Here is a 16,854-nt window from a genome sequence, read left to right on the forward strand (position 1 = left end):
GAAAATTCTAGTTTTGGCAAAATCCGAATTGGTAGGAATTGAAGTGGCTGAAAGCCGTTATTCAAAGGCGTATTGTTTGCTCACACCGATATGTGAATGACAAGTTTGAGTACCAAAATGCCAAAGATTAGTGACTGGAAAATCATTGCTACTGAGGGGCCAACCGTAGACGGGCGCAAAATTACCCGTGATTGGATTGAGCAAATGGCGGCAAGCTATGACCCAAAAGAGTACACCGCACTAATCTGGCCAGAACACCGTCGATTTTATGGCTACGGTGAAAACTGGGGCAATGTTGTTGAGCTTAAAGCGGAAGAAGAAGGCGGCAAATTACGTCTATTCGCGAAGCTGGAGCCAAACGAATACTTGCTGGAAGCCAACCGCAAAAAGCAAAAGCTGTTCACATCCATCGAGCCAAATCCCGATTACAAGGGCGAAGGGCGTTGCTATTTAATGGGCCTAGCTGCGACTGACTCCCCAGCCTCCACAGGTACCTCGCTCCTTCAATTCTCTCGTCAATCAGGTGAAACCACCGAATTAGAGTGCAGCGCATTGGAAGAAGTCGATTTTTCTGAGTGTTTCACGCGCAAAGACCGCTTTTTCGCGGCATTCAATGAATTTTTCTCTTCTGGCGATGAAGGGCCAGAAACTCCATCAAAAGTAGAGGACACCGACGTGACCGAAGAGCAACTTAAAGCAGCACTGCAAGAGCAGTTTTCTGCATTCAAAGGCGAGTTCAAGCAAGAACTGAAAGAAGAGTTCAACTTGCAAGACGAAACAGAAACGCCAGAGCCAGAAGAGAAGGGAACAAGCGTTGATCTGTTCTCTGCCACTCTGGACGAAAAACTAAAACCGTTAATCGAGAAAGTGAACGGTCTCGAAAACCAATTCGCTGAACTTTCAAAAGAAGTTCCGGGTCAAGAACCAGATGGTTCTGGCGCTGACGATAAATTCTCAGCTAAGGAGATGTTTTAATGCTGAACGCAATTTCAACTCAATACCTGCAAGAGTTTTCTGCAACTATGTTGACAAGTGCAGGCGCGTCAGCAGGTCAAACCATGTTTAACCTTACGCCGCCAATGGAAACTAAGCTGCGTCAGGCAATTATGCAGTCAGATGCCTTCTTGGGCATGATCGCGATGCTGCCTGTACAGCAAATCAAAGGTCAGGTTGTTGATGTTGGTAACGACGGTCTATCAACAGGCCGCGGCAACAATGAGCGCTTTAGCGTAGAAGTAGGCCAAAGCGGTAACACCTACGAACTAGTCAAAACTGACTCTGGCGCGCACATTCTTTGGGAAACCATGACTCAATGGGCGAACTCAGGCTCTAAAAATGAGTGGTTGAAGATGATGCAAAATGCCATCTCGCGCCGTTTTGCTCTCGATATTCTACGTGTTGGTTTCAATGGTACATCGGCTGCAACGGTAACAGACCCAGTCGCAAATCCACTTGGTCAGGATGTCAACAAAGGTTGGCTGACTATCGCGAAAGAGAAGAAAGCGAGCCAAGTCCTTGCTTCTGCACAACTCGACTCATCAGGTGCAACCGCGGATTCTTACAAAAACCTAGATTCGTTGGTTCAAGACCTGATCAATACCACGATTGCGCCAGAGCACCGCCAAGACCCTGATCTTGTGGTTCTCGTCGGTTCAAACTTGGTCGCAGCAGAGCAGCACCGTTTACTGGAAGCGGCAAACACGCCTACCGAGCACAAAGCTGCTCAACAACTGGCAAAAACCATTGCAGGTAAGAAAGCCTATCAAGCGCCGTTCTTCCCAGCCGATCAGGTTTGGGTAACCAACACCAAAAACCTGCAAGTACTCACGCAGGAAGGCACGCAGTGGCGCAAGCAAAAGAACGATGAAGACACACTTCGCTTCAAGCAAAACCACATCCGTATGGAAGGTTATGCAATCGGCAATCTTAATAAGTTCGCTGCTATCGAGTCTGTCACCGTTGTTGAGCTTGTAGCTTAAGGAGTAATGCATGGTTAGCCCATTAGCAAAACAGCGCCGAAAGCTCATTGAACAGCAAGCTAACCAGTCTGCACCGGAAGTCGTTTCCGGTGCAGATACCGACAGCCTGCACATCAAGCTGATTGAGTTTGAAGAAGACCGAAAGTATTTGCGCTCATTTAACGCCATCGCTGATCGAATTAAGCACAAGCGTGAAGTGCTGGTACCGAAATACAAGCCGTATGTTCAGGCCTACTTAGAAAGTGGCGAAGCGTTCGAAAACCCAATTTTCACCAACATGGTGGTTTGGCTATTCGACATTAAAGAGCTGGATGCCGCGATTGAGTGGTGCATGAAAGCCATTGAGCTAGATTTGCCTACGCCAGAAAACTTCCGCCGTGACTGGCCGACGTTCTGTGCTGACGAAGTGTTGGCATGGGCGGAGAAAGAATCCGAACGTGGTCATTCCATTGAGCCTTATTTCTCCCAGGTGTTCGACAAGGTCGAGAAAGAGTGGCGCTTGCACGAGAAGGTTCACGCCAAGTGGTACAAGTTCGCGGGTTTATACCTAATCCGAAATGAAGAAGGCCAGCCGCAAGCCACAGCGGTTGGCAACGTAGAAACGCTAGAAAAAGCCTTGGCTCTGCTTCAACACGCGCACGATAAGAACAGCAAAGTGGGGGTGGGTACCCAAATTAAGAAGATTGAAGCCCGTATTCGCGCCATTAACGAAGGCAAGAATCTGTAAAGACTCCTACGCCACCGCGCCTCGGCTGGTGAGGTAAGAGAAGCTAACCGGCTAACTCGATACCGTCGACCCAGTGGCTAGAGGCGCCCTAATTTAACTAATCAAGGGACCGTTATGAGCTTTGGCGGAAATGTTAACAGTGCAGTCGATATCGCCATACCAGGTGAAGGATGGCCGGATTTATCTACGGCTGAATTTCGCAGTTTACGCCGTGTTCCCCATACGTTTGATAACGACTCTTTGAACTACGCGGTGACCATTGCCGCGCTGAATATTCAAGAACGATTAGAAAACCTGATTGTCGGTGGCGAAAAACCAGTGCTGAGCAATCCGAAAATCATGCTCTACAAACGTGCGGTTTATGGTCGGGCTCACGCCGAGCTGCTGAAAGAGTTTGCGACCCAAGACCGCCGAAAAGAAGGTGAAAGCGTGGCAACGGATGAACCGGAACAAGAGGCACGTTTTCTCGCCCAGAGTAACAAAGATGTGCGTGCGCTCCTTGGCCGCAGTGCAAATGGGATTGACTCGATATGAGCGAAACCACTTACAACAAAACCAAGCTGGAACACCTGACGGATTACATCGTCAGTCACCTGAATTCCAATGTGCTCGATAACAAAATTGATGCCTGGCAGGAAAACGGCTCCATTGTGCCAAACGGTGAAGATCGAGGAAACGGCGGTTATATCGCCTGTCACTGGAAGTACAACGCAGTGATCAGTATTGAAGAGTTTCCACACCGACTTCTGGACCCTCGCTGCTTACTTGCTCTGGTTGCCTGTTGGCTCAGTGATTACGACACCACGCGTAATGAAGATGAGTTAGGCGACCCAGACCTTTCGGTTGATGTGATCAGCAGTGAGGTAGCCGACGTTGCCATTGAATTGGAAATGATGGAGCCGATTGAGCTGATCCCTGACCCAGCGGGAATGATTACTTGGCGAGGGGAAACCTACCGAGTGCAGGCCGTTGAAATCTACACCGCAGAAGAAGCGGAGTTGGTGAATGAAGCCGCAAATTAAGGTCAATGAGCGCGATGTGCTCAACATGCAGGAAAAGCTGGCCATGCTGGCTCTGCCACCTAAAAAGCGAGTCTGGATACTGAAAACCCTTGGCCGTTGGGAAACGACCAATACCAGAAAGCGCATTCGCTCCCAAAAAGACGTTAACGGACGCGCTCTGCAACCAAAGAAAGGAAAGAGGAAAGGCAAGGTTTTAAAGCGGATGGCAAAGGGCTTAACGCCTTATGTGAGAAACGCCAACCAGCTTGATTTGACTTGGAGTAACAAGTTAACCGCAAAAATCGCAGCAAGGCACCACCTTGGTCAAAAGCAAAAAATGACCAAGCGCCAAATGCAAAAGCGATGGGGCAAACCGGATTACTCAGCACCTTGTACCAAGGGGCAAGCGAGAAAGCTAAGAGAACTGGGTTACACGGTACCGAGAAAAAGCGGCAAAGGACGAAAGAAAGCCAGCTTACGTGAGTTGATGGTAACCATCACCCACGGACAAGCAGGACAGCTCATTCGAGAACTCTCTAATCAGCCAAATATCACCAGTTGGGATATTCCATTAGCAGAGCGTCAGATTCTCGGTAGTAAAGAACGTGAAGTGAACCGCCAGCTCATCAAGATATTTGAGCAGGCAAAACAGAGGAAATAACCAATGGCAACCGGAAAGGTAGAGGTTAACAATCTCAATTTGGCACAAGGCGGTATCCCTGAGATAGAACGTCACGTGCTTTTCATCGGGCGTACTGACAAGGCCGAACTGCAAGGCAAAGTGACCCGTATTAATAACATGACCAACCTTGACGAAGTTGTTGCCGATGATGCACTTGGTCTGAATGTGAAAGCCGCCCAACTTAACGGCAAACAAAACTGGACGGGTGCGATTGTCGGCTTAGGTGCAGACGATACGTGGCAAGACGCTGTTGATCTGGCGAACCGGACTGACTCATTCGAAGGCATTGCCATTTGTGACCCAGTCACGGTCAAAACTCAGTTTGATGACATGCAGTCGAAAGCAACCGAGCTGACTAGCAAACTTGGTCGTTGGGTGTTCTTCCTCGCCGCTTGTGCGGGCATTGATTCAACCCCTGATACAGGCCAAACGTGGGCAGAGTACGAGACCGCCATGCTTGACCTGGTGAAAGATGTTTCTGCAAACCTCGTGACGCCCGTTCCTCAGCTTAACGGCAATAACGTGGGTGTACTTGCTGGTCGTCTATGTGATCGAAACGTCACGGTAGCAGACAGCCCGATGCGTGTCGCAACAGGTTCAGTCTTGAGTTTGGGTGACATGCCAACGGACAGCGCAGGCAAAGCATTAGAGATGAGCACTATCGCAACGCTAGCCGACGCACGTTACTCACTGCCGCAATGGTACGCCGATTTAGAAGGAGTGTACTGGTCGGACGCAACCACATTGGAAGCCAAAGGCGGCGATTATCAGTACCTCGAATACGTTCGCCCGGTGCACAAGCTTAACCGCCGTGTGCGTATCAAAGCGATCCGCCGTATTGCCGACCGCATTCTTAACTCAACGCCTGCAAGCATTGAGCTGAACCGCACTTACTTTCGCAAAGATATGCGTGATATGTCGAAAATGACAGAAGTCGGCGGTATTACCTTCCCAGGTGAAATCATGCCGCCAGAAGATGGGGACGTCACCATTCAGTGGGTAACCAAAACCAAAGTGTCTATCGGTTTGATGGTTCGCCCTCATAACTGCCCGAAACACATCGTGGTCAACATCGCGCTTGACCTTACTAACCCTACAGATTTGGAGGCGTAATCCATGAGAATTTCTGGCAAGAACATGCATTTCTCCTTAGGTGACTACAAGCTCAAAGCACAAAAAGTCACGTTATCGATTACCGATAACTCCGCCATCAATAAAACCTCGGGTGTGCCAGATGGTTACGTCGACGGCGATGTTGAGGCTAGTGGTGAAATGGAGCTGACCACGCAGCAATTTAACCTGTTAGGCAAAGCTGCGAAACAAGCCGGCTCTTGGCGAGGAATGCCTGATTTTGACGCGCTGTTCTACGGCAAGATTGATAAAGATGAGCTCAAAATTGAAGCCTTCGGATGTCGTATCAAAATCTCTGACCTACTTGATGCCGATTCGAATGGCGGTAGTGCATTAGTTCACAAGCTGCCGTTCGAGGTGACAAGCCCAGACTTTGTCAGCATCAACGGTGTGCCGTACCTACGTCCGGATGAAACCGAAGATTTGGTTCAATAACAAGGAGGCATGATGGCAGATGTTATCGACCATGCCTGCGGTATTGAAACCCAATTCACAGAAGTGGCGCTTGCCAACCAACTGGCAAGGTCTAAGCGAATTGAAAAACGGGAAAGCGCACATGAATGCGGCGAATGTGGCGACTCAATCCCAGAAAAACGCCGCCAAAAAGTACCAGGTTGCATCTACTGCACCCAGTGTCAAAGCGAATTGGAGCGAATGAACCGATGCATTTAGCAAAGCTCTTTGTTGAGAAAATCATGAAGCCAGTCCTTGACCACTTAGATATGGCATCCGGTGGTAAAGGCACGATGAACACTCAAGCGGCCATTAATCTGATCCTGATGATTATTGCCCATGAGTCCGGAAAGTTTACTTACTCAAAACAAGTACGTGGTCCTGCATTGGGCTTTACCCAAATGGAGCCTGCCACCTTCAACTGGCTTGTCGAGTGGTTAGGGAGCAGCCGCCCTCACTTGTTGGATGCATTGTCGATGTTTTGCCCAGTTGAGCACTTAGACCCTCGTTACATGGTGATTTCACCCGAGTTCGCAGTGGCAACCGCACGACTCAATTTAATTCGGTTCCCAGAAGCCTTGCCAGGAGCCGATGACCTAGAAGGCTTGGCTCGGTACGCGAAGAAGTACTGGAACACAAGCGCAGGTAAAGCAACAGCAGAAGATTACCTACAGGCATATCAATCGTTAATCGGAGAAGCAGCATGAGTTTCATAACTGGAATCGTTGGCAAGACATTGTTGGAAGTATTGAAAGGCCTGTTCTTTCAAATCAGTTGGTCAATCATCCTTGAACGCTTCGCCACACGTCTTGTGGTATGGGGCTTGGAAACCTTGAAAGGCCTGAGCACAAACGATGTTCTGCAAGAAACCGTGGATGACATCATCAACGCTTTACAAGGCAAACGCTTGAAAGAAGTGCCACTGAAGGAATAGCGATGGATTCATCATGGATATCGGCGATTGTGGCAACGATAGCGCTGCTTATCGCCATCATCAATGTGGTTTTCGGCAGAACGGATAAAGGGCAGAACACCGCCCGAGATCATGATCGTCGTATCCATGCCAATGAGCTAGCCACTGAGCGACTGCGTGGTGATGTCGCTGAAAAGTACGCCACCAAGCACGAACTACGGGAAGCCGTAGATGATTTGAAAGATTCAATTAACGGACGGTTCGACCGTTTGGAAACCAAGCTAGATAAAGAGAGAGATGTAGCATGAGCAAGCAAATTGTACTAACGGTCGGTGATGCAGATATCACGTTCGTCCCAACAGAAGCGGATTACAACGACTACATGAACGCGTTGGCACAGGGAGAAATCGTGAACTCTGCGCATAACTTTCTGATGAACACCGTTACAGAAGAAAGCAAAGAAGCCTTCCGTGAATTGACGAATGAGAACCCAGGAGCAGCGATTCAGGTTGTGGGTGAAGTTCTCAAGGAATACACGCCGAAGCTACAGATCAAAGTAAAAAAATAGATGCCCTTGTTCGGGCTATGGACTCCAACGAGCTCGAACAAATGCTCACCTGGCGCCGTAAGTGGTTGCCGTGTGAGACAGACAGCGAAGAGAACCTTGCAAGGGCAATTTGGTTAGAGCGTCAGTATTGGGAAAACATGCAAGCTGCGACCGCCAATGGGGTTGCCAGGGCGTTTAGCTGATAAGGAACACGATGTTACCAGAAGCACTCAGATTTCAAGTTGGATTGATTGACCAGATTTCTAAACCTCTGGGCAATATTCAACGCAATTTGAATGATGTCACCAATACCTACCGTCAGGGTACTCATACCATGATGGCTGGCGCGGCAGGCATGGTGGGTGCTGGCTTTGCATTGCAACAAGCCTTGATGCCAGCAATTGAGATGGACAGGGCATTAGGTGAAGTGAAATCACTTGGTGTTGCCGATGACCAACTAAGAACCCTTACCCAAACCGCAATGAAGTTTTCGGTTGAATACGGTAAGTCGGCCACTGAATTTGTGGCGGCTTCGTATGATATCAAATCTGCTATGGGAGATATGACAGGTGATGAACTGGCGGGTGTCACAAGAAGCTCGGCTATTTTAGCCGCTGCGACTAAAGCAGATACAGCCACCATTACCAACTACATGGGCACCATGTACTCGGTTTTTAAAGACCAAGCCGATCGGATTGGTAAAGACAACTGGGCTGAACAAGTTGCAGGTATGACCGCAAAATCTGTCGAGATGTTCAAAACCACGGGTCAAGGCATGTCGGATGCGTTTAAAGGAGTAGGCGCATTAGGTAAAACACACGGTGTAGCCATTCAAGAGCAAATGGCCGTGCTTGGCCTGCTGCAAGGTTCTATGACGGGTAGCGAAGCGGGGACTCGTTACAAAGCTTTTATGAACGGTGTTGTCAAAGCACAAGACAAGCTTGGTATGTCGTTTACCGACAGCAACGGAAGAATGCTGCCCATGTTCGACATTATGTCGAAACTACGCAACCAGTTCGGTGATTTAGATTCGCTTGAAATCGACCAGATAAAACAAGCTTTCGGCTCGGATGAAGCCGTGCTGCTCATCACCGACTTGATCGGTAAAACGGGTGATCTTCAATCGAGCGTTAAAAAGCTAAATGATGCCAGCAACCTAAACACGGCCATTAACATGGCTGGAGCAATGACCGACCAATGGGAACGACTCGAACAAGGCGTGTTTGCGGTTCGCACTGCTTTTGGTGCGGCGTTGTTGCCTTCTCTCTTGCCTGTGATTTCGAGTTTGGCCGATGGGGCGATAGAAATCATCGAATGGACAGAAATGTTCCCGAACCTGACCAAGTACATTGGTTTTGCTGCCATGGCGATTTTAGGTGCAGCCGCAGCAGGTGGTGCTTTTACCTTAATGATGGGGGTCGGTAAGCAAGCCATGGCGACTTACATGCTCACTATGAAGTTGTTTACAGGTGTGAGTTTCTTACTCACCAAAGGCATGGCAGCGCTACGTGTCGCGATGCTTGCCGCCAACATCGCGATTGCGGCTAACCCAATCATTTTGATTGTGGGCGCGCTGATTTACTACTGGGATGATCTCAAAGCCTCGTTTGGTGACACAACATGGTTCCAAGTACTCGAAGGGGCGATCACTTTAATCACACTCCCATTCAGAGCGATGTTTGAGTTCATCAATGCAGGTTGGCAATGGGTTATGAGCGGCTTTACCGACACCAGTGGTTTTGCCTTTATCGGTGAAATGGCCAACTCAATTAAGGAAGTGTTTTCCGGAGTGTTCAATTGGATTACCCAAAGCCTAGCGGGAATTTGGGACTCAGTGAAAGGACTCATTGATTGGATACCAGGCTTCGGCGGTGATGATGACGCTACTCAAGTGAAATCTAAATCGGTTCAAAGCGCTACGCCTCGTGCACGCATTCAACCCGGTGGTGCGGCCAAGAACATTGCCAGCTACCAAACCAGCTCGACCAACTACGGCGGTGTGGCGATTTACCCAACCTACATGAACAGCCCGCAAGACATGGCGAGTGAAATAGAAATGGCGGCAGGCTAATGGCGAATTACCAATACCAAGACATTTTGATTGAGAACGGGGATGTGGTGCTCGATGCAGGCCGCAACCCAATCTTGATCCAAGACCGTGCGGTTATTGCCCAAGACATCAAACACGCCATCATCGAGAGCAATTTAGCGGTGGATTTAATCGCTGAGCGAAGCCCATCAAAGAAAGCCGATATCCGCACAAGGCTGGAACTGCTTGTTGAAGAAGACGTTCGATTGGTACCAGGTACCGTGCGTTTGGATGAACCGACCGAGGGCACGATTTACGTATTTGCCGACACCATGGACTTTGGCGAGTTGCAATTAGAGATAGTGAATAACGGAGAGCGTTAATGACTGATATTCCAAAACCAGACTATTCCGAACTGGTGAAGCAATCGGGTATCCCAACCGATGAAGCAGGGTGGAAGAAAGTACTCAAAGAGGAGATGGACAAAGAAGGTTCCATCATCTCAAACGACTCTCCGTTCTCTCCATTTTGGCGCCTTATTGAAGCCACGGTCGTGAAAGTCACGATGTGGCTTATCAATACTTTATTGGTTGGCTATGTCTTGCCGAATATGTATGTTGCGACCGCCGTTGATCAATGGCTCGACCTGTTGGCGTGGCAATGCAAACTCACCCGCAAAGGGGCAACCAAAGCCAAAGGGATGATCGCTTTTCAACGTTCTGCGGCTAAAGGACCTGCGTTGGTTATTCCCAAAGATACATGGGTACAGACCGAACCGATTAATGGCACGATTTACCGAGTAAAGGTGCTTGCTGATACCACGATGCCAGAAAACGAAACCATGGTGATGGCAGAAGTCGAGGCAGAGAACGAGGGCGCGGCTTACAACCTAGGTGAAGGGTATTACCACATTTTACCAACAGCCATTCCGGGTATTGGCGCAGTGACGAACCCTGCCGAATGGTTGAATGAAGCAGGGGCAGACAAAGAGAGTAATGACGAACTCCGCCTACGTATACGTAACCAATGGAGCGCAGTAGCAAGATGGCACATTGATGCGGCCTACCGTTCGCTGCTCACCAGTCGCGCAGGTATCAACGACGACAATGTCTATTTTGAGCATAACGCTCCACGTGGACCAGGTACCGCAAACGCGTTCATCCTTTTAGATACGGGGGAACCATCGGCAGAAATGTTGGCGGATTTGAATGAGTACATCCGTGTCGAAGGTCAGCACGGACATGGTGATGATCTGCAAGTCCTCGCCATGCCAGAAACGACTCACGATATTGTCTGCCGGGTTTGGCCACTTCGTTCATTAACGATGGAAGACCGAGACGCGTTGAAAATGAAAGTGGAGCAGTTTATTAGCGCGGCTTTCCGTGAGAACACCGACTACTCGCCAACAGTTACTAGTCCGGTTCTTCGGTTCAGTTTCTCAAGATTAGGGCAAGAGCTGCATGAGCAGTTTTCAGAGATTGAATCGCTCGAATTCGATAACGCCGACATCATCAATAACTTGACGGTACCGCGCATTAATTATCTGGGGGTGACCGTTGAAAATTCCTGAGATTAATCTGCGTTACTGGATGGGACGTGGCGAACTGGCTAAGTTCGCACGAGCCATGCGTAACTACTGGGAACATGTGAGAGCGGCATTCGAAATGCCACTGCAGCAGCATGATCCGTTAATCGCGCCAATGGCACTGGTCAATATTCTTGCCTGGCAACGTGAAGTCGAACGCTTAGGCCAAGAGCCGGAAGCTCTGTTTCGTATTCGTGTGGCTCATGCATACGGATTTGCTCGCGACGCGGGCACGATAGCGGGGTGGGAAGAGATGTTCGCTAAGTTGGGCTATCCGCATATCACTCAAGACGAACGTTTAGCCAATGTGGATTGGGATGTCATCAGCTTAAAAATCAAAGACGGTGATTTAACCAACGTCCCTAAGTTGCTCGATACCGTCATCAGGCAATACGGCAGAACCTGTCGTCGTTATCAATACACCAGTTATGTCGAAATGCCCCTAGCGGCGAGAAGTAAGAATATTGAAGCGCAATACTCCATGTCCCACGTTAAGGCCAGGTTCAACGTTGGCATGCTTCCAAGTGTTCTGAACGTCGACTGCGAATATTACCAAGCCACAGTGAAGGGCTGAGGAACTACTAAACATGGCAAATACAACAGATAAGTCAATTTTAACCGCCGCAGGTAAAGCACTGCTGGCACAGCTCAATGCGGAAGAAAAGCCGCTTATCATCGACAAGATGATATTTGCGAATGTAGCAAACCGACCAGAGTTCCCACAGCCCGGTGATGTGGTTCCAACTAATGATATTGTTTACCAAGAGCAGGTTGAACAACGAGGCCGCCTATCCTCAGATTCGGTCATTTACAGTACTACGTTGACCAGTCATGTTGGTCCGTTTCAGTTTAACTGGACCGGGGCGTACTGCTCTGAATACGATGTATTAGTGACCATTGATCATCATGCGTTAACACCAAAGACGGCAGATGAGCCTGGTGTAGCGGGTAATACTTTGGTGCGTTCGGTTGTCCTTGAATACAAAGACATCGCCGAAATCACCAACATCAGTGTGGATGCCTCAAGCTGGCAGTACAACGCCACCGACCGTATGAAGAAAATGGACAGCGATGTAGCACAGTCCATCATCGACCAAAGTGGTAAAGATTGGTTTATCGAAGACGGCTTTTTGGTGACGACATCGGGTAGTACATACAACATCAAAGCGGGGGCTGGTTATGTGTCGGGCAACCGTGTCAGCATGGAGTTTGACCGCAGCGTTCAAGTGTCGAAAAAACCATCGTTTATCTACATTGATGCTTATCGTGAAGGCTCTCCGACAGGCGAGCAGATCACCGTGTTTGATTTCGTCATTACCGAGGAAGAAAAAGACAATTACGTTGACTCTTCAACGGGTAAAGATATTCAGCATTTCGTATGCAAAATTGCTGAGATACACGCTGATGATAGTTTAAGCGACATTCGGCAGGTTAAGAGCAGTTTTGAATTTGATTCTGTTGAGCATGCGCTGAGAGGGGCACGAAAGTACTTTAAACCGTTTATCGGCATGAGAATCAATACAAAACGGTTTAATGCGACGATCAACCAAGCTTGGACTGTCGTAGGCCAAATGACCCCAGGTGAGTTTTGTTTACCCATTGAGGGCACTGGGCTCTTTTTGCAGGAAGCGTCAAACACAAAATATTTCGAGTCGTTTGGTGCCTATGGAAATGGTGTCGACTTAGATGACGCTGCATTTGATTTTGCTCAATCTTATGCTGGCAAGGTATTAGGCCGCTGTGACACTACATACACGGTTAGCCAGTGCTTTAATTTAACCAATACCGCCAAGTGGGATGGAGGCTGGGCGAAAATCCAACTCATAGGGAACTACTATTTTGCAACCGTTTCTAGTGGCTGCAAGCTTGAGAACTTTGATGTTGATGGCCTGGATGAAGATCATACTGCTTACCCAGTTAGTATTGCTACGCCATCAATCAATGCTCAAATAGGCGATATGATTTACCGCAACTTTCACGGTAAAGCATCCACTCAAACATACCCATTGAAAATTCCAGCTTACGGAGCGAAGAACTTTAGTGTCGGTAACCAAAAATTCTTCAACATCTTACAAGATGATGATGGTGCGGTTATTGGTAAAGGCTTTGTCGGTGGGGTTTACCTTGTTGGTGTCGATTCGGAAGTGCCGCTTGGCAAATCATATGGGACGGTTGGAGATATATATGGCGATGGCATCAAATCTGTGGATGCTGGACTGGGTGTCGTTCAAGATTCTGATTTAGTGAGAATGTATGCAGAAACCCCCGAGATAGCAGAACAGTTCGATATTACATTTGGCAACATCATCGGTAGAAACGTTTACAAACGCATCGTCAAGGGGGCTTCATTTCCAGGCGTGAAATTTGGCGATATTTGGTCCTTTAACCCGCAAGAAGAATCTGAAAAATATACTTTATTTGCTGTAGTGGAATGTCTAGGTACCGCGAAGAACCTTAAATTTGGCGATATTTATTCCGAAGGTCCTGCTGAACGAAGTGTATGGATGAAAGGCAATGGTAACCAATGCGGCGATATTTTCGATGGTGCTGGGGCTTATGGCGTCATTTTTGGTGGCGCTGGAGAGCAGGCGGTTTCTTGCCAAGTGGGGAACTTATTAGGCCGTGGATTAAATGACAATTCTCCACAAGGGGCTGCAGTGTATTTTTTCAATGCGGATAAGTGTCAAGCTGGCAGTGTTACGGGGCTCTTTGCTTCTACCGTTCTCACGGCCTCAGAAAATAGAGGACACAACACTGTTGGAGATGTTACCTGCAATGGACGGATGGAAATCTCCAATGGTTCCACGACTGTTGGCGCCATCGATGTCGATATTACCGCGACTCCTGTGGCCGGTTCTCATTACATTCTTGGCAAAAATGCAAAGCTAACACAGGCCGAAATTATCACTGATGGTCGCGTAACGATGAGTGTTACTGGGTCGTCAGTTGATGTCGACCTAGGTAGAACAAGAATCGTGAGAGCATCGAGTCGAAATGGCGATGAAGTGAATCACAGTGTGTTCACCTCCGCTTCTGCTGTCAATGGAGTATTGAGAGGTAAGCTCGAAATTGAAGTTAACGCGACCATCCAAGGTGCGCCATCTGGCTCTTCGGGAAGGACGCTTGCTTACTTTAGTGGATTGAAGGTAGATGATTTCGACTTATCCATGAATGTGACAGCCTCAACACGAGGGGCTACGGGTTTCCATTACTGGTTTAATGGTGTTGATGGTCAAGTGAATCGAATCGCGGTCAAGTCTGCAATCTCATTAGTGGGCTCTCAGCTAAGCGGTAAGCTTGGTATCACGAAGCTAGAAAATCTGGTTCAAGGTGGCTCTTCGGTAACCTGTACTGGAGAAGTCAACGTATTCAACATTGAGAAGCATGCTGACGCGAATGTTACTGGCTTAAACAATCAACCAATGGTTGCTAACTCGACAAGGTAACGATGATGATCAGAGAGTTAAAACAAGGGGAAAGCTATTGTTGCTGTAACGGTTGTGGTGAGTGCGAAATGGACAACGACCAATTAAGCCGCTGCTGCTCTTCTCCCGTCTTCATTTGGGACAATAATCTAGGGGTGTTGGTGGAGACTTCGAGTCAAGATGTTGAGTCTTAACGGTATACAAATCTCATTCAAGAACCTGCGCATTAGCGTTCGCCAACAGCTCGCCGGACAAGATATGTCCGGCCAGTCCTCATCGACTGACCAAGCGGAAACAGGTAACAAGGGCAAGGTGTTGGCGGTGAGTGGCATCATTCCTTTCAGCAAGCCAGAGAGCCTGAGCAATCTTTTCAATATGGCCGGTGGGCAGCAAGATAGCGCTCGCCAAATCTACCGTGTTAGCAATAAAACCGCATCGACACTTAAAGTTCGTGAGGTGAAGTTCCAAGGCACTATTCGGGCCGATGAACAAGAAAGCCTCAGACAATGGAACGTTGCGTTTGAGTTAGTTGAGCATCTTTCGGTGCCGGAGCGGGTTGAACAGCGTCAACAAGACCAACCTGCAACACAACAACAGGTTCAAGGGGTTACGACTCCGGTTGAGTCGGGTCCGAGCGAAGAGGTACCACCGGGTACCAGCATTGAGCTGACGGGAGTGATGAAAGTGCTTAAGGCCATAGACGAGGCCTTGGGTTAAGGGGGAATCGTGACGATAAACAACAAATTTTCCTGCCGTGCTTATCTGGGTAGTCAAAAGGTGAAAGCCAAAGAGCATCGTGTTCTTTTTGATGTGAATACGCCAGCGCGTTGCACAATTAAGGTAGAAGGCTCGCCTATGGTGAACACTATTGTTGCTGTCGATATTGGTTGGGGAGATAGCATCTCTCGCGTTTTTCTTGGGTATGTTGAAAGAGTTCAACCCGCAGAAAAAGGATGGTCAGAATTGTTTTGTCGCGAACTAGCGGCGCTCCTTTTCAAACCGCTTAATGTCACACTTAGGCACCCAACCTTGATGCAATTACTAAGCGATGTAACCAACAAAACAGGGCTGCAGTTTGTGGTACCAGAAGCGGCCTACAGCAAAACATCTATCCCTTGTTTTTACAGCGACGGTAATGGCTATCGAGTGATGGACGAGCTGTCTCAAGCCTTCGGGATTGAAGATCTGTTTTGGCAGCAACAAGGCAATGGTCAGATTTACGTGGGCAGTTGGAAAGACTCTTACTGGGCTGATAAGCCGGTGACCATTCCAGACAATCTAATGACCAACCGAACTGCGTCGAAATCGGTAAAAGTTCCCGCCATTCCAAAGTTAAGACCTGGCGCAATTGTCAACGGCTTACGTTTGGTGGGCGTTGATTTTCAAGGAACAGAGGTGAAATTGACATGGACGTAAATGCAATTAAGCGGATCATCTTCCGACTGTTCCCAGAGCTAACTGGCCGTTGGCATTTACCTCGATGGGGGAAGGTAGTGGCGTTACCTGAGCTGCCAGAAGAGGGCGACATGTCCGATCGCTTTTACCCGCATTACGCGGTGGATGTTCAGCTGCTCGATGAAAAGGGTGTGGAGTTCAAAGATAAATCACCACTTCAGGCGGTACCACTTCCAATACCAGGTGTAGGTGAATACGCCGGTAGACTTGAACCACCGGCAATCGGAAGCATTGTAGAAATAGGCTTTATGTTCGGACAACCGGATAAGCCTTTCATTCGTTGTGTCTTGCCATTGGGATTCAAGTTACCAGCGATTAAGCAAGGCGAAAGCCGATACCAACAACGCCAAGGTGTTTACCAATTGGTAGATGAAGCGGGCAACTTCGAAAGCAAGACCGACAAAGACAACATTACCGAATGTTTAAACCAACGCATCAAAGTGTTGGAAGACAAAATAGAAGAAATCACAAACAACAAAACCACTACGGCCAAGAAAATCATAGAAGTCGCTGATCTCATCACCATGAATGGCGGCACTGGTGTTTGTACCGGAGCGACGATTTGTCCTTTCTCGGGCAAACCTCATGTAGACGTATCAAAGACAGTTAAGGCAGGTAAGTAACATGGCAATGAGTAAAGCCTCACTCAAAGAGAAGTTGGAAAGTGAACTCCAAGCACAAGGGTTCGTCCTTACAGGTGAGTTTGCCATGGCTGGGAAGATGGCAGAAGCGATTGCCAATGCGGTTTACGACGAGATTACGCAAAGAGCAGAAGTATTAATAATTAATGGTAGTTCTGCGGGGGAGTATAAGGTCACGTAACTAAGATAGAAATTAGTCAATATACTGTGGGATTAAGGTAAAGTGCGATGACTGCAGACTTAAAACTAAGAAAGTACACATCGCTTGAGTTGTTTTTTTAATCTA

The 16,854-nt window shown here is 48.3% G+C and carries 23 protein-coding genes; all 23 read left to right on the forward strand.

Annotated elements, in window-relative coordinates:
- The first annotated feature begins 117 nt into the window (after nt 1-117).
- The 23 genes from MSG33_RS14725 to MSG33_RS14835 all read left to right on the forward strand — a co-directional run bounded on the left by MSG33_RS14725 (nt 118) and on the right by MSG33_RS14835 (nt 16,749).
- Nucleotides 118-975: a GPO family capsid scaffolding protein gene (locus MSG33_RS14725; RefSeq protein ID WP_248381345.1), complete on the forward strand. Its 858-nt coding sequence runs from the start codon at nt 118-120 to the stop codon at nt 973-975.
- Nucleotides 975-1,979 (forward strand): phage major capsid protein, P2 family, encoded by a 1,005-nt coding sequence (locus MSG33_RS14730; RefSeq protein WP_248381346.1) that lies wholly within the window; start codon nt 975-977, stop codon nt 1,977-1,979. The genes MSG33_RS14725 and MSG33_RS14730 overlap by 1 nt, the downstream gene beginning before the upstream one ends.
- 10 nt (nt 1,980-1,989) lie before the next feature.
- On the forward strand, nt 1,990-2,706 hold the full coding sequence (gene gpM, locus MSG33_RS14735; protein ID WP_025517551.1) for a phage terminase small subunit: 717 nt from the start codon (nt 1,990-1,992) through the stop codon (nt 2,704-2,706).
- A gap of 114 nt (nt 2,707-2,820) precedes the next feature.
- Nucleotides 2,821-3,240, forward strand: a complete 420-nt coding sequence (locus MSG33_RS14740; protein ID WP_248381347.1) for a head completion/stabilization protein — start codon at nt 2,821-2,823, stop codon at nt 3,238-3,240.
- Nucleotides 3,237-3,728, forward strand: coding sequence for a phage tail protein (locus MSG33_RS14745; protein ID WP_065870468.1), 492 nt, complete (start codon nt 3,237-3,239; stop codon nt 3,726-3,728). Before MSG33_RS14740 ends, MSG33_RS14745 begins: the two co-directional genes overlap by 4 nt.
- Nucleotides 3,712-4,368, forward strand: a complete 657-nt coding sequence (locus MSG33_RS14750) for a virion morphogenesis protein (RefSeq protein ID WP_140133644.1) — start codon at nt 3,712-3,714, stop codon at nt 4,366-4,368. The genes MSG33_RS14745 and MSG33_RS14750 overlap by 17 nt, the downstream gene beginning before the upstream one ends.
- A 3-nt stretch (nt 4,369-4,371) precedes the next feature.
- Nucleotides 4,372-5,502: a DUF2586 domain-containing protein gene (locus tag MSG33_RS14755; RefSeq protein ID WP_248381348.1), complete on the forward strand. Its 1,131-nt coding sequence runs from the start codon at nt 4,372-4,374 to the stop codon at nt 5,500-5,502.
- A 3-nt stretch (nt 5,503-5,505) separates the two neighbouring features.
- On the forward strand, nt 5,506-5,955 hold the full coding sequence (locus MSG33_RS14760) for a phage protein (RefSeq protein ID WP_065870471.1): 450 nt from the start codon (nt 5,506-5,508) through the stop codon (nt 5,953-5,955).
- Nucleotides 5,956-5,967: 12 nt separating this feature from the next.
- A complete protein-coding gene (locus tag MSG33_RS14765) occupies nt 5,968-6,192 on the forward strand; it encodes a TraR/DksA C4-type zinc finger protein (RefSeq protein ID WP_248381349.1) in 225 nt (74 codons plus the stop codon).
- Between the two features lie 23 nt (nt 6,193-6,215).
- Nucleotides 6,216-6,680 (forward strand): hypothetical protein, encoded by a 465-nt coding sequence (locus MSG33_RS14770; RefSeq protein ID WP_248381350.1) that lies wholly within the window; start codon nt 6,216-6,218, stop codon nt 6,678-6,680.
- Nucleotides 6,677-6,907: a hypothetical protein gene (locus MSG33_RS14775; protein ID WP_031856782.1), complete on the forward strand. Its 231-nt coding sequence runs from the start codon at nt 6,677-6,679 to the stop codon at nt 6,905-6,907. The genes MSG33_RS14770 and MSG33_RS14775 overlap by 4 nt, the downstream gene beginning before the upstream one ends.
- 2 nt (nt 6,908-6,909) lie before the next feature.
- A complete protein-coding gene (locus MSG33_RS14780) occupies nt 6,910-7,194 on the forward strand; it encodes a hypothetical protein (protein ID WP_025517570.1) in 285 nt (94 codons plus the stop codon).
- Nucleotides 7,191-7,454, forward strand: a complete 264-nt coding sequence (locus tag MSG33_RS14785; RefSeq protein WP_045607484.1) for a putative phage tail assembly chaperone — start codon at nt 7,191-7,193, stop codon at nt 7,452-7,454. Before MSG33_RS14780 ends, MSG33_RS14785 begins: the two co-directional genes overlap by 4 nt.
- A gap of 17 nt (nt 7,455-7,471) precedes the next feature.
- Complete coding sequence (locus MSG33_RS14790) at nt 7,472-7,636, forward strand: hypothetical protein (protein WP_248381351.1); 165 nt, start codon at nt 7,472-7,474, stop codon at nt 7,634-7,636.
- 11 nt (nt 7,637-7,647) lie between these two features.
- Nucleotides 7,648-9,504, forward strand: coding sequence for a phage tail tape measure protein (locus MSG33_RS14795; RefSeq protein ID WP_248381352.1), 1,857 nt, complete (start codon nt 7,648-7,650; stop codon nt 9,502-9,504).
- Nucleotides 9,504-9,845 (forward strand): DUF2590 family protein, encoded by a 342-nt coding sequence (locus MSG33_RS14800; RefSeq protein WP_248381353.1) that lies wholly within the window; start codon nt 9,504-9,506, stop codon nt 9,843-9,845. Before MSG33_RS14795 ends, MSG33_RS14800 begins: the two co-directional genes overlap by 1 nt.
- Nucleotides 9,845-11,032 (forward strand): baseplate J/gp47 family protein, encoded by a 1,188-nt coding sequence (locus MSG33_RS14805; protein WP_248381354.1) that lies wholly within the window; start codon nt 9,845-9,847, stop codon nt 11,030-11,032. Before MSG33_RS14800 ends, MSG33_RS14805 begins: the two co-directional genes overlap by 1 nt.
- Entirely contained in the window at nt 11,019-11,621 is a 603-nt protein-coding gene (locus MSG33_RS14810) for a phage tail protein (RefSeq protein WP_248381355.1), read from the forward strand. The genes MSG33_RS14805 and MSG33_RS14810 overlap by 14 nt, the downstream gene beginning before the upstream one ends.
- Before the next feature lie 13 nt (nt 11,622-11,634).
- Complete coding sequence (locus MSG33_RS14815; protein ID WP_248381356.1) at nt 11,635-14,493, forward strand: phage tail protein; 2,859 nt, start codon at nt 11,635-11,637, stop codon at nt 14,491-14,493.
- Between the two features lie 159 nt (nt 14,494-14,652).
- A complete protein-coding gene (locus tag MSG33_RS14820; RefSeq protein ID WP_248381357.1) occupies nt 14,653-15,189 on the forward strand; it encodes an adenine glycosylase in 537 nt (178 codons plus the stop codon).
- Nucleotides 15,190-15,198: 9 nt separating this feature from the next.
- Nucleotides 15,199-15,888, forward strand: a complete 690-nt coding sequence (locus MSG33_RS14825; RefSeq protein WP_248381358.1) for a hypothetical protein — start codon at nt 15,199-15,201, stop codon at nt 15,886-15,888.
- On the forward strand, nt 15,879-16,550 hold the full coding sequence (locus tag MSG33_RS14830; protein ID WP_248381359.1) for a hypothetical protein: 672 nt from the start codon (nt 15,879-15,881) through the stop codon (nt 16,548-16,550). The genes MSG33_RS14825 and MSG33_RS14830 overlap by 10 nt, the downstream gene beginning before the upstream one ends.
- A 1-nt stretch (nt 16,551) precedes the next feature.
- Entirely contained in the window at nt 16,552-16,749 is a 198-nt protein-coding gene (locus tag MSG33_RS14835) for a hypothetical protein (RefSeq protein ID WP_248381360.1), read from the forward strand.
- Nucleotides 16,750-16,854: the final 105 nt, after the last annotated feature.

Source organism: Vibrio sp. 1CM7H (genome assembly GCF_023161645.1).
Lineage (GTDB): Bacteria > Pseudomonadota > Gammaproteobacteria > Enterobacterales > Vibrionaceae > Vibrio > Vibrio diabolicus.